At 52.3% G+C, this 19,860-nt stretch carries 24 protein-coding genes; 9 read left to right on the top strand and 15 right to left on the bottom strand.

Annotated features, from left to right (window positions below; genetic code table 11):
* Positions 1-5 precede the first annotated feature (5 nt).
* The 5 genes from KNP78_RS13015 to KNP78_RS12995 form a co-directional block, all read right to left on the bottom strand.
* Positions 6-1,043, bottom strand: coding sequence for an iron-siderophore ABC transporter substrate-binding protein (locus KNP78_RS13015; protein ID WP_214824707.1), 1,038 nt, complete (start codon positions 1,041-1,043; stop codon positions 6-8).
* A 168-nt stretch (positions 1,044-1,211) separates the two neighbouring features.
* A complete protein-coding gene (locus tag KNP78_RS13010) occupies positions 1,212-1,703 on the bottom strand; it encodes a hypothetical protein (RefSeq protein ID WP_214824704.1) in 492 nt (163 codons plus the stop codon).
* A gap of 161 nt (positions 1,704-1,864) precedes the next feature.
* A complete protein-coding gene (locus tag KNP78_RS15830; RefSeq protein WP_214824701.1) occupies positions 1,865-2,773 on the bottom strand; it encodes a glycoside hydrolase family 32 protein in 909 nt (302 codons plus the stop codon).
* A gap of 65 nt (positions 2,774-2,838) precedes the next feature.
* Positions 2,839-3,972, bottom strand: coding sequence for an RNA-guided endonuclease TnpB family protein (locus KNP78_RS13000; protein ID WP_214824699.1), 1,134 nt, complete (start codon positions 3,970-3,972; stop codon positions 2,839-2,841).
* 226 nt (positions 3,973-4,198) lie between these two features.
* Positions 4,199-4,795, bottom strand: a complete 597-nt coding sequence (locus KNP78_RS12995; RefSeq protein WP_214824697.1) for an FMN-binding negative transcriptional regulator — start codon at positions 4,793-4,795, stop codon at positions 4,199-4,201.
* 107 nt (positions 4,796-4,902) lie between these two features.
* On the opposite strand from KNP78_RS12995, the gene KNP78_RS12990 reads away from it, so the two are divergent.
* Positions 4,903-5,589, top strand: coding sequence for a haloacid dehalogenase type II (locus KNP78_RS12990; protein WP_214824695.1), 687 nt, complete (start codon positions 4,903-4,905; stop codon positions 5,587-5,589).
* Here the strand turns inward: KNP78_RS12990 and paiA are convergent.
* Positions 5,564-6,085 carry a spermidine/spermine N(1)-acetyltransferase gene (gene paiA, locus KNP78_RS12985; RefSeq protein ID WP_214824869.1) on the bottom strand — a complete coding sequence of 174 codons (522 nt, stop codon included), beginning with the start codon at positions 6,083-6,085 and terminating at the stop codon, positions 5,564-5,566. The genes KNP78_RS12990 and paiA overlap by 26 nt on opposite strands.
* A gap of 8 nt (positions 6,086-6,093) precedes the next feature.
* The gene (locus KNP78_RS12980; RefSeq protein ID WP_058764715.1) at positions 6,094-6,546 is read right to left on the bottom strand and encodes a MarR family winged helix-turn-helix transcriptional regulator; all 453 of its coding nucleotides are present in this window, start codon (positions 6,544-6,546) and stop codon (positions 6,094-6,096) included.
* Between the two features lie 142 nt (positions 6,547-6,688).
* Between KNP78_RS12980 and KNP78_RS12975 the strand changes: the two genes are divergently transcribed.
* The gene (locus KNP78_RS12975) at positions 6,689-7,045 is read left to right on the top strand and encodes a DUF2200 domain-containing protein (RefSeq protein ID WP_029594746.1); all 357 of its coding nucleotides are present in this window, start codon (positions 6,689-6,691) and stop codon (positions 7,043-7,045) included.
* A complete protein-coding gene (locus KNP78_RS12970) occupies positions 7,045-7,467 on the top strand; it encodes a DUF1801 domain-containing protein (RefSeq protein ID WP_214756153.1) in 423 nt (140 codons plus the stop codon). The genes KNP78_RS12975 and KNP78_RS12970 overlap by 1 nt, the downstream gene beginning before the upstream one ends.
* Positions 7,468-7,520: 53 nt before the next feature.
* On the opposite strand, the gene KNP78_RS12965 is transcribed toward KNP78_RS12970, so the two are convergent.
* The 4 genes from KNP78_RS12965 to KNP78_RS12950 all read right to left on the bottom strand — a co-directional run bounded on the left by KNP78_RS12965 (position 7,521) and on the right by KNP78_RS12950 (position 11,688).
* On the bottom strand, positions 7,521-8,183 hold the full coding sequence (locus KNP78_RS12965; protein WP_214824693.1) for an ABC transporter ATP-binding protein: 663 nt from the start codon (positions 8,181-8,183) through the stop codon (positions 7,521-7,523).
* Positions 8,180-9,400, bottom strand: a complete 1,221-nt coding sequence (locus KNP78_RS12960) for an ABC transporter permease (protein ID WP_214824691.1) — start codon at positions 9,398-9,400, stop codon at positions 8,180-8,182. The genes KNP78_RS12965 and KNP78_RS12960 overlap by 4 nt, the downstream gene beginning before the upstream one ends.
* Entirely contained in the window at positions 9,397-9,837 is a 441-nt protein-coding gene (locus KNP78_RS12955; RefSeq protein WP_034779131.1) for a hypothetical protein, read from the bottom strand. The genes KNP78_RS12960 and KNP78_RS12955 overlap by 4 nt, the downstream gene beginning before the upstream one ends.
* Positions 9,838-9,978: 141 nt before the next feature.
* The gene (locus tag KNP78_RS12950; RefSeq protein WP_214824689.1) at positions 9,979-11,688 is read right to left on the bottom strand and encodes a methyl-accepting chemotaxis protein; all 1,710 of its coding nucleotides are present in this window, start codon (positions 11,686-11,688) and stop codon (positions 9,979-9,981) included.
* A gap of 208 nt (positions 11,689-11,896) precedes the next feature.
* Between KNP78_RS12950 and KNP78_RS12945 the strand changes: the two genes are divergently transcribed.
* The gene (locus KNP78_RS12945; RefSeq protein WP_214824687.1) at positions 11,897-12,544 is read left to right on the top strand and encodes a TVP38/TMEM64 family protein; all 648 of its coding nucleotides are present in this window, start codon (positions 11,897-11,899) and stop codon (positions 12,542-12,544) included.
* A gap of 113 nt (positions 12,545-12,657) precedes the next feature.
* On the top strand, positions 12,658-14,184 hold the full coding sequence (locus tag KNP78_RS12940; protein ID WP_214824685.1) for a methyl-accepting chemotaxis protein: 1,527 nt from the start codon (positions 12,658-12,660) through the stop codon (positions 14,182-14,184).
* Positions 14,185-14,219: 35 nt separating this feature from the next.
* On the opposite strand, the gene KNP78_RS12935 is transcribed toward KNP78_RS12940, so the two are convergent.
* Both KNP78_RS12935 and KNP78_RS12930 read right to left on the bottom strand, forming a co-directional pair.
* Complete coding sequence (locus tag KNP78_RS12935) at positions 14,220-14,396, bottom strand: hypothetical protein (protein WP_021066193.1); 177 nt, start codon at positions 14,394-14,396, stop codon at positions 14,220-14,222.
* Between the two features lie 157 nt (positions 14,397-14,553).
* A complete protein-coding gene (locus KNP78_RS12930) occupies positions 14,554-15,414 on the bottom strand; it encodes an SDR family oxidoreductase (protein WP_214824682.1) in 861 nt (286 codons plus the stop codon).
* Positions 15,415-15,562: 148 nt separating this feature from the next.
* On the opposite strand from KNP78_RS12930, the gene KNP78_RS12925 reads away from it, so the two are divergent.
* Complete coding sequence (locus tag KNP78_RS12925) at positions 15,563-15,997, top strand: Rrf2 family transcriptional regulator (RefSeq protein ID WP_058764740.1); 435 nt, start codon at positions 15,563-15,565, stop codon at positions 15,995-15,997.
* Positions 15,998-16,019: 22 nt separating this feature from the next.
* Here the strand turns inward: KNP78_RS12925 and KNP78_RS12920 are convergent, their stop codons facing one another.
* Both KNP78_RS12920 and KNP78_RS12915 read right to left on the bottom strand, forming a co-directional pair.
* On the bottom strand, positions 16,020-16,856 hold the full coding sequence (locus tag KNP78_RS12920) for a Cof-type HAD-IIB family hydrolase (protein WP_214714409.1): 837 nt from the start codon (positions 16,854-16,856) through the stop codon (positions 16,020-16,022).
* Positions 16,857-17,003: 147 nt separating this feature from the next.
* Entirely contained in the window at positions 17,004-17,885 is an 882-nt protein-coding gene (locus KNP78_RS12915) for an AraC family transcriptional regulator (protein WP_021066189.1), read from the bottom strand.
* Between the two features lie 156 nt (positions 17,886-18,041).
* Between KNP78_RS12915 and KNP78_RS12910 the strand changes: the two genes are divergently transcribed.
* The 3 genes from KNP78_RS12910 (at position 18,042) to KNP78_RS12900 (ending at position 19,596) form a co-directional block, all read left to right on the top strand.
* A complete protein-coding gene (locus KNP78_RS12910) occupies positions 18,042-18,287 on the top strand; it encodes a hypothetical protein (protein ID WP_214824674.1) in 246 nt (81 codons plus the stop codon).
* Between the two features lie 13 nt (positions 18,288-18,300).
* Positions 18,301-19,281, top strand: a complete 981-nt coding sequence (locus tag KNP78_RS12905) for an aldo/keto reductase (protein ID WP_214824672.1) — start codon at positions 18,301-18,303, stop codon at positions 19,279-19,281.
* Between the two features lie 129 nt (positions 19,282-19,410).
* Positions 19,411-19,596, top strand: a complete 186-nt coding sequence (locus KNP78_RS12900; RefSeq protein WP_214753760.1) for a hypothetical protein — start codon at positions 19,411-19,413, stop codon at positions 19,594-19,596.
* Positions 19,597-19,860 lie beyond the last annotated feature (264 nt).

Raw genomic sequence — 19,860 nt, 5'->3', positions numbered from 1 at the left:
TTTGATTACTCGACTTTCGCGAGTGCTTCTGACACGAGTTTCACATAGTCATCAATCGTATATTCGATTGAGAGTGGTGATGGTGTCCCAGCAGCAGCGAGCGGCGTGTTATCTTCGATCATGACGACCGAACCGCGTTTGATGGCCGGCACTTTGCTGTAGAGCGGGTCAGCTTGAAGTGCTTTCAACGTCTCTTCGTTCCCGTAGGCGACAAAGATGTCGACGTCGTTCAAGATGTCAGCGTTCTCTGAGCTGAGCTCGAGGTAGAAGCTGTTTTCATCTTTGATTTGGCTCGTGATGTTCTCAGGGTACTCCATGCCGAGTTCTTCGATGAAGGCACCGCGTGGGTCACCAGTCGTATAGATGTAGAACTTCGAGAGATCGCCTGGGCTGAGCGCGACGAATGCCGCTTTCTTCCCTTTCATCTCCGGTACTTCAGCTGCCTTGTCGGCGATGAGTTTCTCTGTGTCTTCAATCAACTGTTTGCCTTCTTCTTCCATGCCCATGGCCATTGAGTCGTAACGAACCGTGTCCTGCCATGATGACACCCAAGGCGTCTCTTGGTATGCGACGACCGGTGCGATTTCTGTCAACGTGTCGTAATCTTCTTGCGTGATGCCTGAGTAGGCAGCAAGAATGACGTCCGGCTGTGAGTCGGCGATCGCTTCGAAGTCGAGACCGTCCGTATCTTGGTAGATGTTCGGGTTTTCTTCACCGAGGTCTTTCAACTTGTCAGCCGTCCACGGCAACATGCCGCTGCCGTCTTGGACACCGTAGTTCGCAGCCGAGAAACCGACTGGTACGACGTCAAGCGCGAGCGCCACGTCTTGGTTCGACCAACCGACCGTTGCGACGCGTTCTGGCTTCTTGTCGATGACCGTCTCGCCTAACGCGTGTTTGATTGTGATTGGATAGCCTTCTGCCGTTTCAGCAGATTCATCTGTCGTGGCTGCATCTTCATTGTTCGAGCCGCATCCTGCGAGCACGAGCACGAAAGCAGACATGATGATGAACATATGTAGCATTTTCTTGTAGCTGTTCATGTCCTAGTCCCCTTTTTCTGTATGACAACGTTTTACGCCGACATTGATAATCATTATCAGTTATGAGTATAGGATGAATCGAGTGGCGCTGTCAATCTGAACTTCAAGATATTTAAGGAAAAATAGAAAAAAGCCCTCTTCTCTCAAGTGGTAAGATGCGGGCTAATTTCATAACGTTTGATTGGCCAAGTTGATCAGTTGTTGGACCGGCAAGCGGGTCTCGTCGTCGAGTTCCACGGAGTTGCCATCGAGGTAGTAGATGATTCTTGCAGTGAAACCGTTTTTGTTAATCCACCATAACCCTTGTGACGTCGATTCAGATTCATCAAAGAAAGCAGCCGTCCCGTCTGCGAGCTCGTATTGGTCCCCGTATGACGAAAGATCGTCCACGTCTTCAGGTTCATCGACGACTTTATCGACAATATAATGTAGCTCTTGTGACGTCTCTTCGTTTACATAATGAAACACGAAACTATGAAGGTAATGCGGCACTTGAATGTCGACTTCTGTGTAACGCCGAGTGATTTCAAACGGAAACACAATCGGTTCTTCAAACGTGTGTTCAATCGGTGGGTTTGGTGGGTCAGGCCAATCCGTCGTTAATTCAAACAACGCTAAAATGACAATCAGCCAACCTAGTAACCTTATCAATCGTTTCATGTTCATCTGTCTCCGCTCAATTCATAAGTAATTTGCGTTCTACACTCATGATACGACCCATTTAACCACAACTTACAGAGCGTTTTGTTGTGAAAGGTCAATTGTATATATTTATAACAAAACCGTACCTACTCTTTATGAGATCGGCACGGTTCTTTAGTTCATTGTTCAGTCCATACATCTTTCAATTGCCACACGTTGCACGTTTTGACGTTGACACTTCCACCTTCGGCATAGAACGATAACCCAAGACTCGTCGGATCGGGATAGATCCGGCTTGTCATCACCGTCGTCCCAGCGTCGGCGAACACTTCCACCGAAAACCGGTCGAGGAAAATCCGTAACTGGAGCACATCCCCTTCCACGTCGACCTCAGCCGTTCTGATTCCATCGACGCCCGTCCCTGACTTCGTTCGATCGAGTGTCAATTGGCGGGTTTGAGGCGAGAAGCGGATGACGGTCTCTTCTGAGCCATCTTCACTCCGACGTAACTTGATACCGAACGTATCTGCTGTGACATCACTTAATGAGAACTCAACCTCTAGCTCAAGCAACTCCCCCGCCACATCCATGACGATTTCAGTCTCTTCAATCGTCGTCAACTGGACGTCCAGCCATTTAGAACACAAGACTTTCAGATCCTCGACCGGCTCCATCTTGATGCGCCCGTTCTCAGACCGTGAAAGGACACGTGGTAACGTCAACGCCCCGGCCCAGCCATGTTCTTTCGTCGGCATCTCCGATTCCCACATGTCCATCCAGCCGATGGCGATGCGGCGCCCTTTGTCATCGAGCAACGTCTGGACGGCATAGAAATCATGATCGTGGTCGAGCTCTTGGAAATCACCTCGCTCAAACGTGTTCGTTTCATATTCGAACGAACCGGTCACGCAACCTGTTTGGAACAAGTTCTGATACCGGTCCCCTTCTGGTTTCATCCCTTGCGGTGAAAATAAGAGGATATGCTCACCGTCGAGTTCAAAGAAAACAGGACACTCCCACATGTAGCCTTCCGTCCCATCACTTTCTCCGAGAACGCCGAGATACTGCCATTCCTGTGAACTACTCACCACTTAGTTGCTTCGCAACTTGAAGTGGGAGCTTCTTGGGAAGACCGTGCTCTTACCAGCCACGGTTATGGACCAAGCTCGTCGGGCAGTCCCTGCCCTGGGATGTTTCGGTCGGCGAGGCGCAACAGGTTGAGGCTCGCGTTGACGTCGCGGTCATGGTATGCCCCGCACGCGCCGCATGTCCACTCGCGGACGTCTAGCTCCTTCCTTCCGCCGTTCTCGCCACAGGCCGAACAGACTTGGGTCGAGGCGAACCACGGGTCGGCCTTGATCAGCGTCCGTCCATAGAGCCTAGCCTTATATTCTAGTTGGCGGACGAACTCGCCCCATCCGACGTCCCCGATCGATTTCGCCAGGCGGCGGTCCTGCATCATCTCCCTCGGCTTCAGCGTCTCGACCACGACGACTTGGTTCTCGTCGACGATGCGTCGCGACAGCTTGTGGAGGAAGTCGTGCCGTCGGTTCCGTACCTTTTCATGCTTTTTCGCCAGCAGGAGCCGCGCCTTCTCGCGGTTCCTGCTACCGGGCTTCTTGCGGGAGAGCGCGCGCTGCGCCCGTTTCAGCCGTGCCTCGGCCTGTCGCAGGTGGCGCGGGTTCGCGATCTTCTCCGTGACGAGAGCGTCGTTCGTCATGACGGCAAAGTGTTCCAACCCGAGGTCGATCCCGACCTTGTGCTCGGCCGGCACCCATGGCTCGTCGCCCTGCTCGACGAGGAACGACACGAAGAACGTGCCCGTCTTCGTCATCGACACGGTCGCGGAGCGGATCTCGCCGTCGAAGATTCGGTGCTGTGTGAAGCGGACGAACCCGACCTTCGGCAGACGGACCTTTCCCGCCTCGATGCGGATTGTGCCGTGCTGGTTGTTCGTCGTGTAGGACGCGCGCGATTTTCGTCTCGACTTGAACACCGGGAAGGCAGCCGTCCCGGCGAAGAACTTCGTGAACGCCGCGTCGAGGTGCAGCTTCGCGTTCGCGAGCGCGAGGCTGTCCGCCTCGGCGAGGAACGGGAACAGGGGCTTGTAGGAGGCCGGTGTCGGCGGTTTCTGCCTCGGCCCGCCGCTCGCCTTCGCCTCCTCGTGGATGGCGATGCGGTCCTCAAGCAGCTTGTTGTAGATGAACCGGGCGCAGCCGATCGTCCGGACCAGGAACTCGGCCTGTGCCGCCGTCGGGTGGAGCCGGTATTTGTAGCCCTTCAGCATGTCGCCCCTCCTCTCGGCCGATGATCGTGATTAACGCCTTCCTCATCCGATACCCGCGACGGGGGAAGGGAAATCTGACAGAATCACGAACTTCCGTTCGTCATATCTGTCACAGGGGCAGCCCGAGGATCTGGGACCAGGCGATTCATCTCCCACCTACGCTGGGCTTCGCCCGAGACTCTCAGAGGTGGGAGAATTCTCGCCAAATTTAGTTAAATGAATGAAATCAAGGACGCTTCTTCCGCATCACATCCGCGATTGGACACCCTGCCTGTTCGAGTTCCGAGACGATACGCTTATAATCCGTTTCGTTTCGATTCTGACTCAGCTTGAACGCCGCCTGCATCTCCGAAATGTCGATGCGGAACCCGACGACGCCATATTTCTGCCGTTGCACCGACTCGGACAGTTCCTCCCAGACGACGGCGTGCTCCCGGTCCCCTTCATGGTCTTGAAGCAGTCGAGCCAAGTCTTCATCGAGTTGGTCCGCATTTAAAATGGTGGCCTGTCCGTATGCATGGACGGCCTGATAGTTCCATGTCGATACGTCCTCATGTCCGTACCACGACGCCGACACATAGGCGTCCGGGCCTTGGACGATCAAGAGGACGGTCTGGTCTTCAATCGTTTGCCACTGTGGATTGTTTTTGGCGATGTGTGTCGTGAACCAGACGCGGCCCTCTTCCTCATGGAAACGGAGTGGCACGTGCGTCGCGATCGGTTTTTGGCCATCATACGTGACGATGGTGCCAAACGGATGGGCCTTTAGAAATGCGTGCACTTCTTTCGGATCGTTCACAGCGTAAAGTTTTGGGACGTACATCGTATTCCTCCTATCTTGTTCGTTCATCAACTGACTGGCCCATTCCGTATAATTCACGCCAACTAGGGTAAAGAGTAGATGACGCTACATCATACAGGAGGGATTTTATGAAACCGCAGATTAAAGCATTCGTGTTCGATGTATATGGGACCTTGTTCGACGTGCATTCCGTCAAGACAGCGTGTGACGAACAGTTCCCCGGAAAAGGGGACCAAATCAGCCAGGCATGGCGGACGAAACAGCTCGACTACTTCTTTACTCGCCACATCATGGGACGTTATGAGGACTTCTCTGTCGTCACGCGCGACGCGCTCCGGTATGCGTTGTCGGCGGCCGAAGTGACGTGGACGACCGAGACGGAGGACGTCTTGATCGCCACTTACGCCGATCTTTCGCCATATGAAGAGGTCGCGGATGTCTTGCACCAGCTGCATCATAAACAGACTATCGTTCTCTCGAACGGGACGGACGCGATGCTCGCGGAACTCATCCAAAACGCCGGGTTCACCGACCTGTTCGACGAACTCGTCAGCATCGACGGCATCAAACAAGTCAAGCCGTCACCAGCCGCTTACATGTATTGGTTCAAGAAAAGCGGGCTGAAGCGGGACGAGGTACTGTTCCTGTCCTCGAACGGATGGGATATCGCCGGTGCGAAGAACTTCGGCTTCCATACCGCCTGGATCAACCGCGACGGCAAACCGGTCGATATGCCCGACCTGGCCCCTGACGCCGTCTACGAGGACTTGTCAGGCATACTGGAATGGGTCACGGACGAAGCGGCTTGGCCATAAGCAAATCGACTTGAGCGTCGTCACCCATATAAAACGTGTGCGCCCCGGTCTGGACGAAGCCGTGCTTTCGGTAAAAGGCGAGTGCCTTATGGTTATGTTCCCACACACCAAGCCAAATCTCACGTTTGTTCAGTTCGCCTGCGCACGTGATAGCCTGGTCGTACAGCGCCTTCCCGACACCGCTTCCTTGGAACTTCCGTCGCACATAAATCCGTTCGAGTTCGAACGCCTCTTCGCCCATGGCCTCGGTCTGGGCGTTGTTGGCGTTCACTTTTAAGTAACCAGCCACTTCCCCGTCGAGCATGGCGAAGAAGAACTGTGAGTCCGGATTCGAAAGCTCTTTTTTAAGTTGCGCTACGTTGTACGCCCGCTCGAGATACGCGGCCAAATGCGCCGGGTCATTCTCCGCTTCGAACGTTTCCGTGAACGTCTCGATGCTGATGGTGCGAAGTGCGTCAACGTCTTCGATTGTACAAGCTTTGATGGTGATCATGATTGTTCCCCCTAGTAGTCTCGTTTCTTCCCTTTTTTCACGGCATCCCAGTCCCCTTCGATATTGTGGCGGACCCGCTTCAACAGCCGAAGCAGCTGCTCGGCTTCCTGGTCGCTCAGCCCGGCGAGCGCGACGTTAGTCGAATGCTCATGCTCGCGGATGATAACCGGGTACAGCGCCTTGCCCCGTTCAGTCGGGACGAGCCGTTTGATTTTCTTGTTGTGCGGGTCGTCCTGCTTCGTGATCAACCCGTTCGTTTCCAACTTTTGAACCGCCCGCGCCGCCGTCGTCCGATCGACTTTGATCAATTCGGCGAGCTTCTCTTGAATGATGCCCGGCTCCTCACAAATCCGGACCAAATATAAATATTGCCCTTTCGTCAGCTCGAGCTCTTTGAACTCGATATTGCTGATCGAGTCGAGGGCACGGGCAATCATCCCGATTTCACGCAACTGGTCTCTCATACAATCCTCCTGATTGTTGTATTTACAATACGTTACGTTCAGTATAATTGATTTAGTTGCATTTGCAACAAAAAGTATTTTGGATATGGGCTTTGATTATGTGAGAAAATGAAGGTATCATTCCACGAAACGAGGGGATTTCATGGCACACCGCATTTACACGACGAGCTTTGCGAGCGTCTATCCGCTTTACGTCGCGAAAGCCGAACGGAAAGGCCGGACGAAAGACGAAGTCGATACGATTATCCGCTGGTTGACGGGCTATGACGAGGCCGGACTCGAGCGCCAACTCGCTGCCGAGGTCGACTTTGACACATTCTTCGCCGCCGCACCCAAGATGAACGAAGACCGCGCCCTCATCAAAGGCGTCGTCTGCGGCGTCCGCGTCGAGAATGTCGAGGAGCCGCTCATGCGCGAGATTCGCTATTTGGACAAACTCGTCGATGAACTGGCCAAAGGCAAGGCGATGGCGAAGATTTTACGAGGAGGCGACGTCTGATGGACTATACGACACTCGTCGACGACAAGCGGCTCGACGCTTTCATCCGTTTAATTGACGTCATCGATGCGAACTTACCGGCCGGGTTCGAGAAGACGACCGACGGGAACGGCATCCATTATGTCGTCCCGCTATCGACGTATCCGTCCGGGTATCACGTCACGCCGGGCACCCCGCTCCCGTTCTTGAGCGTCATCGCCCAGAAGAACCATGTCGCCGTGTATCATATGGGCGTCTATAGCGACCCGGAACTGCTCCGCTGGTTCGAGGAGTCATACGCCGCCCAAGTGCCGACGAAATTGAGCATGGGCAAGAGCTGTATCCGCTTCGGCAACGTCAAACATATCCCGTACGAGTTGATTGGCGAGCTCGTCTCGAAGATGACGCCGGAGCAATGGATTACGGCTTACGAATCACGCTAAAAAAGGCAGGTCGAAACAATTCGACCTGCCTTTCATCATGCATGGAACATATCTCATTCATTCATTTCGAGCGTGATAATCCGATCATGACGATTAGCCACATCTAAATCATGCGTCACGGTGATAATAGTCGTATTAAATTCATTGTTCATTTCAAACAATAGATCGATGATTTTTTCTTTGTTTTTTGAATCTAATGACGCCGTCGGTTCATCTGATAAGATGATTTGGGGATTCATCATGATCGCTCTCGCAAAAACAGCTCTAGACCGTTGGCCACCCGAACACTCATGCGGTTTCTTTTTCAAAATCGACTCAATCCCGATCTTCTGAACAATTCGTTCAAAGTGTTCTTGAGCGTTTCGGTCTTTTTCGATGTGGGCATACATGAGAGGTAACTTGATATTATCCTCGATGGTTAACGAATGAATAAGCGCGGAATCTTGAAGCACAAACCCAATCTTTTGATTGCGCCACTCTGCCAGTTTGTTTCGTGACAACTCATTAACCACTGAACCAAACAGCTCGTAGCTTCCTTCGTATTGTGTATCGAGCAACCCGAGAATATTAAGCAACGACGTTTTTCCGACCCCAGACTCCCCGATGATCGAAACTTTTTCCCCAGTTTGAACTTCCAACTCAAAATCATTCAAGATTGAAAAACCTTTCTGTTTGAACGTTTTGTTCTGGATTTCTAACTTCATGATACGATTCATTCTAAAACCCCCACCGAGATTGGAATCTTTTTTATTTTCCGTAATGTCAGTTCCACAATCGTTAACCCAATCATCAGATTGATTAAAAGAACTACCAGTAAAGCAAACCAATCCATACTGATTAAACCAAATAGCCCGTACGTGGCAAAAATGGCATCTTTTCTAATCCAATAGCCGTATCGATTGAACGCGATAATCACAAATAGCATGGCTAGATTCACTGTAAACAACATTCCGAAGTAACTATAAAAAATCGTTCTCAGTTTGGAATAACTTAATCCGACCAATAAGTTGAGTGTAAAATCTTTAATCATCAACCGAACACTCGTCAAACTGGTCCACGTTGCTAGACTAACAAGGATGACAAGCAGAACGAAGGTGATGGCACAGATGATTTTTATCGAGTTCGCATAATACGCCTCAAAGTAATCAAAGTTTTCTTGTTGACTAAAAAAGTTAAGTTTCAGACCTATATTTTCTTGTACGTATTCGTTCAATTCCGCGGCTTCCTCTTTTGTCGAATCGAGTAGCACCAGATCCATCAACCCGTTCACATGAAGGTCAATGTTCGCTCGTTGAATAAATTGTTCGTTCACGGGGACGAGAATCGCAAAGTTAAAATAGTTCTTTGAATTGGGCGCATAGAAATTCGACCGGTGCGTATTCTTCTCCAAAACTCCTTGAACGTTTAAATTGACCGCTTGTTGGGTGACCGGATCTGTCATTTTTATCGTTGAACCGACAGGATATGTCGAGGCCAGACCGGCCCCTATTAAAACCGAGATTTGGTCGGTGTCCAATTGATAATCGAATTTCAAATGGTTCCCTTGCGGTAAATTTAATTGGTTGATTTGATACGCCTTTTCATTGATATAACTGACAGACACTTCCATGTTCTGTTCGTTAGGTAATGAAGTGGCAAACCCATCGGCTTGAAAAGCGTATGTATAGTTGTCGTTTAAATAGTCGTATAGCTTTTGTGTAGCTTCGACATCGATTCCATCAAACTTCGCTTCCTGATCAGGGTCTAGGTTCGCAATGAAATTGCCTGCTTGATTAAACACACCGATATCTTGATAACCTTGAAACGTTGAAATAATGGAACGCGCGGCAATAAAAGAAAGAGAGTTGGCAAGAAACAGCAAGGCGACCGTACTCAGCACCAAAATCCATCGCTTCAAAAATATTTTAGTGATAAAAAAGTGTAAGATTTTCATTCGTTCGTCACCTGCCCCGCACTCACTAGTATGTATATAGTAAAAATAAAGACTAAGTAGAGATTGCTCGTTACAATCACATTTAAATAAAAGCCGAATAAAAGCGACGCTACAAAGCTAATCATCAATATCGTTAAACTATTTAAAATGTATCGTTTGACCATCCCTTCCCGTGTATCACCTACAAGGATGCGGCAGGATATTTCTGTCTTCTTTCGATTTAGAAATTGATAATGAAACACAATCATCATAAATGTAAGGGAAATACTTATAATCAGTCGATAGTCTACAATACTGTCTATAAAGGCCTCTAAAAGAGATGCAATTTCTACGTTCGAAGTTTGCACATAAACCAATGCCAAATTTGAAGCAAAGCACATGAGATAAATGGCAAACGCCTCTAGCGCGTCACTCAATCTAAATAACGAATATTTCATAAGCCACCCCTTACCATAGAGAATGAACACGAGCCAATTTTACATAATTTATATTTAAAAGGGAACGGAAGGAAATAATGTGCTAGCTCAATTTACGACATACGCAAAAACAGACAGGTCGATTGTCGACCTGCCTGTTCGTTACACGTTAAATCGTTTTGTCATTTGGCGCATCTCGTCTGCCATGTTCGACAGCTCTTGGGCCGATGCCGTAATCTCTTCCATCGACGCCATCTGTTCTTCCGTCGCCGCCGAGGTGTTCTCGGTGTCGGTCGCCGTCGTCTCCGTAATGCCTTGAATCTCGTTCACTGATCGTAAAATCTCGGTCGCTCCGGCCGCCATCTCTTGGACAGAGCCTGACACTTCCTCGACTTTTTGACCGACTTCTTCGATCGCCCGCTTGATGTCCTCGAACGCGACGCCCGCCTGTTGGACGTTCGTGACGCTGTGGCCCATCTCGCTCTCGACGACGTGCATCGTCTGGACGGCTTGTTTCGTCTCTGTCTGCGTATCCCCAATCAAACCAGAGATTCGTTTCGTCGCGATTGCCGATTCTTCGGCGAGCTTCCGCACTTCCGACGCTACGACAGCGAACCCGCGTCCGTGGTCGCCAGCCCGGGCCGCTTCGATGGCCGCGTTTAAGGCGAGCAAGTTCGTCTGTTCGGCGATCCCGGAGATCGTACCGGTGATGCTGCCGATTTCTTGGGAGCGGACGTCGAGTTGGCCGATGACCGTCTGCAACGCCTTCACTTTTTCGTTCATCGCCTCAAGCTGGGACTCGAGCGTCTCAATCAACTCGTTGCCGGTCCCGACTTTTTGAAGTGCCCCATCCGACAGTTCAGTCATATGCTGGGCACTGTCCGAGACGTGATGAATCCCGTTCGTCAGTTCGGTGAGCGTACTGCTCGATTCCTTCACACGCGTCAATTGACGGACCGAACCGGATGCAATCTCTTCCATCGTGACGGCGACCATCTCGGTCGCTTTTGTCGTCTCTTCGACGTTCGATTTCAAATCGTCCGATGACGTCGCGACGCGACCGGCTGTCGCCGTGACATTGCCGATCAAGTCGCGAAGACTATCTTTCATCTCGTTAAATGAGTTGGCGAGCGAACCAATCTCGTCACGCGACGTGTACGTGCTGTCGACCGTCAAATCACCGGCTCCGGCACGGCTCATGAGTCCATTCAACTCACGGACCGGACGGACGATGAGGCGCGTGATGTAGACGCCGAGCCCGATTGAGATGAGTGCCCCGATGGCGACAAGCGCCCAGAACAACGTGACCGATTCCGTCCGCTCGTTCTGCATCGTCGTGCTTGCCGTCTCGGCTTCTTGATTGATGCCGTCCATGACGACCGTTGCCGTCTCGACCAAGTCTTGACGGACCGGTCGCAAGTCACTCATATAGACGCGATAGGCCGCCGTGTTCTCATTCCGAAGCACCGGCTGAAGCACGAGCTCGGTCCCTTCGAGATAGGCTGCAATCTCGGCATTCAAGTCTTCGACTCGACCTTGCATCTCGGCATCTGTTGAGGCGAACGTCTCGTTGAACAGTTCGAGGTTCGTCCCGATGCTGTCACGCCGTTCCTCGATACTTGCCTCTAGTTCTTCATTTCGAGACGCATCCGTCGTCAGCATCAATTCGAGCAAATACCCGTCCAAGGCACGGTTATCCGTCCGGATTTGACCGAGGGCGCGAATCGGCAATAACCGATCTTCATAAATCGATTCTCCCGCATCGGCCATGCGTCCCATGAAGACGTGGCTGAGTGCTGCGACGAGAACGAGTGTCGCGATGAATACGCTGATCAGTACTGTCAGTTTTTTAGACATCTTCAAATTTTTCACGATGATCCCTCCCTACCTGATTTATCGTAGGAAAGAGGCTTGAAATGAAGTGACTTTACACATGCGTTGACCTATGTTTCCATTTTCTGATAGGTCAAGCGCTTAATTCGCACATTGGGCACCGATTTGTAAGCTGGTTCACCTTCATTCAGACGAAAAATGCGCTACGATAAATAAAAGACTGATCGATACGAAAGGAATGATTCCCGTGCCACGCCCGCTCAAACTTAGTCTCATGCTCATTGTGTTCGGGAGTATCTTCTACATCACTCATTTCCACTATGAACTCCGTCCGTCTGACGTCCGTGACAGCGTCCTGTCGTTCGGCTGGTGGGGTCCTGTCGTCTTTTTCCTCATCTATGCAATCGGACCAATCATCTTCTTGCCGACGTCGGTGCTGTCACTCGGGGCCGGTCTCGCCTTCGGGGTTTGGCCCGGTGTCCTCTACATCTTGTTCGGGGCGACGGCGGCGGCCGTGACCGGTTACGTCATGGCCCGACTGTTCGGCAGGTCCGTGCTCAAGGTCGAGAGCTATCCGTGGTCGGAGAAGCTGTTCACACAGATGGAGCAACGCGGCTTCCTATACGTATTCGTCTTGCGGCTCATCCCGCTCGTCAGCTTCGATTTGCTCAGTTACGCGGGCGGAATTGCTAAGGTCCGGTTCCGGTCGTTTATCCTCGCGACCGTCCTAGGCATGATTCCCGGGACACTCGCCTACAGTTTTCTCGGAGCGAGTCTCGCCTCGGGAAGCATCACTTTGGTCGTCATCGCCGCCCTCGTCTTCGTCACGTTGATTGGTGTCACTTATTATTTCCGGGAACCCGTCAAACGGTGGCTCGGGCTCACGTCAGACTAGAGAAGCGCATCCGCTTCTCTTTTTTTTGCTTCGGCGTGTAAAAACGATAAACATTCGTGCCAATCGGACGATACTCTAGTAGCTATATCGACCTATTATCAGGAGGAATCTGCATGAGTTCTGAAAAACGCAATCAATTGATGCTCGTCACCACGTTCGTCATCGTCTTGACGTCTGTCATCGTCCATCTGCTCCACCGCTTCACGGATTTTGCCTATACGTACACCGTGCTCCGAAACGGTGCCGTCGGCTACGCATATCCCATCGCGACATGGGTCCTGTTTGCAGTCCCAATCGTACTATTGATCGCCATGGTCGTCAGCCAGCGCGTAAAACCACATCTTTTCCCGTACTTGATGATGCTGACGCTCACGTTCGCGAGCATCTCGACCGTCGCCGGTGGGCAAGGGCTCGTCGAATATCATTTCTCGATTTTCGTCGTCTTGGCGATTTTGTCGTTCATGCGCCGCATCGATTTGATCGTCTACAGTACGGTCATCTTCGCCGTGCAACATCTCGCTGGATATTTCTTGGTTCCTGAAATCATTTGTGGAACAGCGGATTATCCGTTCAGCCTGTTGCTCGTCCATGCGATCTATCTCATCCTACTGAGCGCCGTGCTCATCGCGCAAATCCACTTCCGTAACCTCGAGTCGTCGCGTGTCAAAGTACAGGAAGATGAGACGCGCCGTCTGTTACAGCAGGCCGTCACCGACGCCAGTCAACTCGTCATGACATTGAAGACACATGCGACCGAACTCGAGACGGCAGCCAACCAGTCGCTCCAGTCCGGGGAACAAATCGCCGTCACCGTCGATCCGATCGTCGCCCACGCGACCGAGCAAGAGACGTCGATGAACCACGGGGCCGAGGAGATTCAATCGATTCGCTCCCTCACGGCGCTCATCCAAGAACGGATGGCCCAAACAGCTGCCGCTTCGTCACGGATTGCGGCCGACGCCATCGCCGGGGACGGCGACATGCGACGGATGGAGGCGAAAGTCGAAGAAATCATTAGCGAATCGGAACGACTCGAACGCGTGGTCACGACGATGTCGAACCGATCGACCGAAATTCAAGCCATCCTGCAGCACGTCGAGACAATCAGCGACCAGACGAACATGCTGGCTTTGAACGCCTCGATTGAAGCCGCACGGGCGGGTGATGCCGGTCGTGGTTTCGCCGTCGTCGCTTCTGAGGTCGGCAAGCTCGCCGTCCAGTCCCGAGATTATGCAGCCGAGATGACCCGCGTTCTCGGTGGACTGATGGACGATACGATCGTCGTCCGCGATTCGGCACAGTTATTCAAACGCGCGACCGAGAACTGTCAAACCGTCTCGGCCGATGTGACGGCCGTGTTCCATCGCCTGACCGAAGACGTCTCTGAAATCGACGGTCAAATCAGTTCGATTCAAGAGACACGTCAACGCGTGACGTCTCAGATGGAGACGCTCGAGGCGCGCCTTGCGACGACGAAACGAGCGGCGAGCGAACTGCAGCAACAAATTCAGCACGTCGCCGCCGCGACCGAAGAACAAGTCGCCATCCAAAAAGAGTTGAGCCACATGTCGGACCGCCTCGCCTCGACCGCGAGCACGTTAGAAGACGTGACCGGTCAGCTCGAAGCCCGAGCGAACTAAAAAACAGACCGCGAATGTGGATTCGCGGTCTGTTTTTATGAATGGCTGAAGAATGAAATTTTTGCAGTCGACCGAATGATGAGTACCGATATGAGCATGAGGATGGCCGCGATTCTAAAGCCCGTATCCCCGATGACATTGAATTCATATCTCAGCCCGAACAATAATCCTAATCCTAAGACGACGCCGATTAAGAACATCATGTTTTTCATGTAATCGATCCTTCCTATGTACATCTATGATTATCCATTTATTGTTAGTATAACGGATGGGGATGACGTGTTCACAAATATGTGAAGACAAATCACTAATATTCATCAAAAAACGTCACGTTCTCAATCATCGAAAACGTGACGTCACTATTATCGTTTATAACGTTGATACGAGCTTTTGAAGCGCCTCTTTGAGCGGTGTCACCGGACGACCGAGCACCAACTCGAAATCATTCGACTCGACCTCGAGCGAGCCGTTGCGGATGCTGTCTTGAATGCCGACGACGATCGGAATCGCTCCTTCCGGCACCCCGGCGCCGCGCATGACGCCAGCATAAGCGTCAGTACTCACTTCTTGAAGGGTCACTTCACGCCCGAGCACTTCACTGAGCGCCTCGACGAGTTCGGCTTGCGTATAGAGCGGACCTGACAATTCGAAGATGTCTTGTTCGAAATCGTCCGCCATCAGGACGTTCGCAATCGCTTCAGCGTAATCTTCTTGTAGCGCCCAACCGACCTTCCCGTCACGGGCTGCCGTCACCCAAGGTGCGCCGGCAAGCACTCCTTGAATGCTACCAAGTTCGTTTTCTAAGTACCAGTTGTTGCGCAAGAACGCGTGAGGGATTCCCGTCCGCTCGATTGCGCCTTCCGTCTCGACATGTGGCGGGGCCATCAAGTTTTGGCTGTCTGTCGCGTCGGCGAGACTCGTATAGGCGATGAACGATACGCCTGCGCGTTCGGCCGCCTCGACAGCGTTCGCATGTTGACGGATGCGCGTGTCGTTGTCCCCGTCCGCCGAGATGATGAGCAATCGTTCGACACCTTTGAACGCTTCATCGAGCGTATCAGGCTTGTCGAAGTCGCCGTGTCGCACATCGACACCTTTCGCTTTCAGTGCTTCCGCTTTCTCCGGATTGCGGACGCTGACCGCGAGTTCACTTGCGGGTACCGACTTGAGTAACACATCGACAATTTTCGAACCGAGTTTCCCGGTTGCACCTGTGACTAAGTATTTCATAAATCATTTCCTCCTTTTAACCTGTAATTAAATCGGTTACATGTAATCATCATAGTTACAGCATCTTCGTTTGTCAATTGTTTGTTCCCTGTTATACTGAAGATGTAACCAATTCACTTACATGACTTGTGCAGAAAGGTGGTAGCCTATGTCCATCAGTAGCCGTTTCGCGGTCGGCATTCATATCTTGACGTTGATCGAGGTCAATCAGGACGGCGTCACCTCGTCTGACTTTTTGGCCGGCAGTGTCAACACGAACCCGGCTTTGATCCGAAAAATCATGGCGATGTTGAAGAAGGCCGACTTGATTGAAGTGAAGCCTGGCGTCGCCGGAGCCAAACTGACGAAAGACTTGACCGAGATTTCGCTCTATGACGTCTATCGCGCTGTCAGTGTCGTCGAGGAGAACGAGCTGTTCAGTATCCATGACAACCCGAACCCGGCGTGTCCTGTCGGCCAACATATCCAAGCGACGATCGAGCCGATTTTCATCCATGCCCAATCGGCGATGGAATCGGTATTGAAGCATGTGACCCTCGCCGATGTCGTGAACGATGTCGCGACGAAAAGCCAAGCAACCTGAAGAGAGGTTGCTTGGCTTTTTTTCAGATGAGTCGATACTTTTTGAAGCTATTCGCAAGCCCGTCTTGGTCACAGGCGTCCGTCACATCGTCGGCGACACGCTTGACCTCGGGTTTGGCATTGCCCATGGCGACACCGACCTTGACGTATTCGAGCATCTCGATGTCGTTCAACCCGTCCCCGTAGGCGAACGTCTGCGCTCGCTCGAGACCTAGATGTTCGAGCAACGTCGCAATCGCCGTCGCTTTGTTGACGCCCGGGATGGAGAGCTCCCCGCTGTTAGCCCCGAATACAGCGACCGTGCTCGGGATGACGGTGAAGCGGGATGCGAACTCTTGTTGGATGACGTCGAGCGGGACGGATGAGCCGAGGAACGAGATTTTGTTCACGTCGGGACGGACGAGGTCGACCCCTTCCATCATCGCGTCATGGAACGGCTTCAAGCCGCGCTCGATTGTCGCACTCGCCTCCGGATTGTTCGCCATCAACTCGTCAATCATCGTCGCCACCCGTGCCTTAGCGTTGCCGCCGGCGAACAGGCCGTCGTTCGACTCAAGATAGAAATCGATGCCGTGTTCCGTAAAGAAGGAGATGAGGTGGCTCAAATCATCGACGGAGACTTGTTGATGGTACAACACTTCTTCCTCGAGTTCGATGTAGCCCCCGGCTGCCCCGATGATGCCGTCAAAGCCGACGTCGAGAATGTCCGAAAACAGCTCCGCCTTCGAGCGCCCGGTCGACAAGAAGACGAGATGGCCGTTCTGTCGCGCCTGTCGGACGGCCTCCTTTGCCGATTCCGGGATGTTGCCGTGGTCATCGACGAGCGTGCCGTCGACGTCTAGAAAGATGATGTGTCGCATAATATCCTCCTTTTTTTGTCCTGAACACAAGAAAAACCTAAACCAGACGCAACACGTGCGCCCAGTTTAGGTTTTGCCTGATGATTCAGTAACAATCCTAATGTATGTCGTTTTCCCCTCAAGCATACCGCTCGCGCATTTCGTTTGTCAAAGCTGTCGTTGTTGCCGCACGTCGGCCCGTGGCGACAGCCCGAACAACCGGGCATACTCGCGGCTGAACTGCGATTGACTCTCGTAGCCGACTTGGAACGCCGCCTCGCCCACGTCCGTCGCCTGCATGAGCAACAGCCGTCTCGCCTCTTGGAGCCGTAACTGTTTTTGGAATTGGAGCGGGCTCATCGCCGTCACTTCCTTGAAATGACGGTGGAGCGTCGAGACGCTCATATTGGCGACGCGGGCCAACTCTTCACTCCGAATCGTCTCGTTGAAGTTCGCGATGATGTGGTCGATGACGCGCTTAATCCGGAACGCCTGACTCCCCTCGAACGCCAACTGCCGCAGCATCTCCCCGTTCGACCCTTGCGCCACCCAATACAGGAGTTCGCGCTTATAAAGCGGCGCGAGTGCCACATGATCCGGTGTATCGACGAGACGGGCGAGACGGAGCGCGACATCGAACAACGCCTCGTCGGCATCGGCGATATACATGCCTCGTTTCGGTTCACGCGGCTCAGTCAGCTCGACGTGCCCGACGGCATCGATCAAGTCGTCAATCGTCAACTCGAGTTTCAACGCCACGTATGGGACGTCTGCGCTCGCTTTCGTCACTTGTCCCGTCACAGGCAAGTCGACCGAGGCAACGAGGTAATGTCCGCCCTCGTAGACGAGCCGTTCGTCACCGAACAACATCTCTTTCCCCCCCTGCAGGATTAGGCAAAATGACGGTTCATTGACGCGTGTGATCGGTTCGGTCACCATCGATTCATGAATGAACGTCATCGCCGGGACGATCGTCGGATGCACCCCGTCCCCCGGTATGTGTCGTGTGATGACGTCAATCAGTTGCAGTCGTGTCTCGATGTCGTTCACCCTCCCTCTGGATTCTCCCCTTCAGTATACGGTAGATTGTTTTCTTGGACGAGCCCTGTCCAACCTGTTGAGAGGATTAGGCAAAAACACGACATGAACGCGCTAACGCTCGCCCTGCTTCCCGCGTCATACTGATGGCAAAGGAGGGGAATCGACATGGAAAAGACGTATCACGTGGCGGTCGAACGCGGCTTCGCGACATTGCTCACCCGTTGTGCGCATTTCGCACTTGCCCATAACGTGGTGATTCGGCTCGATTCATTCCGACTCGAACCGACGCCGGAGGCACTTGTCGAGGCGCTGGCGCTTCCGATCGGCACCCATACCGAATTACGATTGACCGTCAACGATGACAGCACCGTGGATGAGTTCGAACGGTTCCTCTCCACGTATCAACTTTGAAGGAGGCATTTTCATGGAATACGTAAAACTTGGCAATACGGGACTCGATGTCTCAAGGCTCTGTCTCGGCTGTATGGGCTTTGGCGACGCGAACCGATGGATTCATGACTGGGTACTCGATGAGGCGGCGACCCGTCCGATTATCAAACAAGCACTCGACCTCGGTATCAACTTCTTTGACACGGCAAACATCTACTCGAAAGGCACGAGCGAGGAATACGTCGGACGTGCGCTTCGGGATTATGCGAACCGGGACGAGATCGTTCTCGCAACAAAAGTTCACGGTCGAATGCACGACGGTCCGAACGGCGGCGGCTTGTCGCGGAAGGCGATTCTGTCGGAAATCGAGCATAGTTTGAAACGGCTCGGCACCGATTACGTCGACCTGTATATCATCCACCGCTGGGACTATGACACACCGATCGAAGAGACGATGGAGGCGCTCCATGACGTCGTCAAATCCGGGAAGGCCCGCTATATCGGTGCATCGGCAATGTACGCCTGGCAGTTCCAAAAAGCGCTCCACGTGGCGGAACGGAACAACTGGACCCGGTTCGTGTCGATGCAAAACCATTTGAACTTGATTTATCGGGAAGAAGAGCGTGAAATGATGCCGCTCTGCCGGGAAGAGAAAATTGGGGTCACACCGTACAGTCCGCTCGCCTCGGGGCGCCTGACACGCGACGTGTCGACCGTGACCCACCGCTCTGAGACGGACGTGATTCAACGTTCGAAGTATGACGCGACGATGGACGCCGACCGGCTCATCATCGAGCGGGTCGCCGCCATCGCTGAGACGCGGGGAATTACCCGGACACAAGTCGCTCTCGCCTGGCTCTTGCAACAAGACACGGTCACCTCGCCAATCGTCGGTGCCACGAAGCAGCGTCATTTGGACGAGGCGGTCGGTGCGTTGGCCGTCACGTTGACACAAGAAGAGATGGCCTCGCTCGAAGAACCGTACATCCCACACGCGGTCGTCGGTGCGTTATGATCAATATCACTTTGATTTTTTCCGAGCTAACAATATGTGAAAATAAGTTCTTTCGACCTTAAAATTTTATCCTTCTTCAAAATTGGTTAACACTTTAATAAAGACCTGATACGAGGAGGAATTAGACTTATGTCTGATCACAAACAAAACGGTAAGTATGACCACATCATTGACCAAGTTGCAGCCAAGGCGAAAGAAATAACTGGGAAAATGAATGATGACAAATCGACTCATCAACGCAACGACGGCCATTCCGACTCTTTAGCGGACAAAGTCAAAGGCGTTCTGAATCAATTCCAAAAGCCTAAAAAGTGAGGAATCGGGACTGGAACAAAGCAATCCGTTTTCAAGAGCACTAATTTCTGTACAGACGAGACCACCTTGAGCGAATCGCTAAGGAGACGTGCTAGCCTCTCAAGTGAATCATATCTCGAATGTAGATGAACCGGACGTCTAGCCAACAAACTAAACCGAGGCGCTCGCCTCGGTTCAGATTGTAGACAAAGTCACGTTTCAGGCGAACTGAAACGTGACTTTGTCGTTTTCGGGCCTTTAGGCGCTCTGCCCGAGCCCCTTTTC

The sequence above is a fragment of the Exiguobacterium sp. s28 genome (genome assembly GCF_018618135.1).
Taxonomy (GTDB): domain Bacteria; phylum Bacillota; class Bacilli; order Exiguobacteriales; family Exiguobacteriaceae; genus Exiguobacterium; species Exiguobacterium mexicanum_A.
This window is presented reverse-complemented; position numbering and strand designations above follow the sequence as displayed.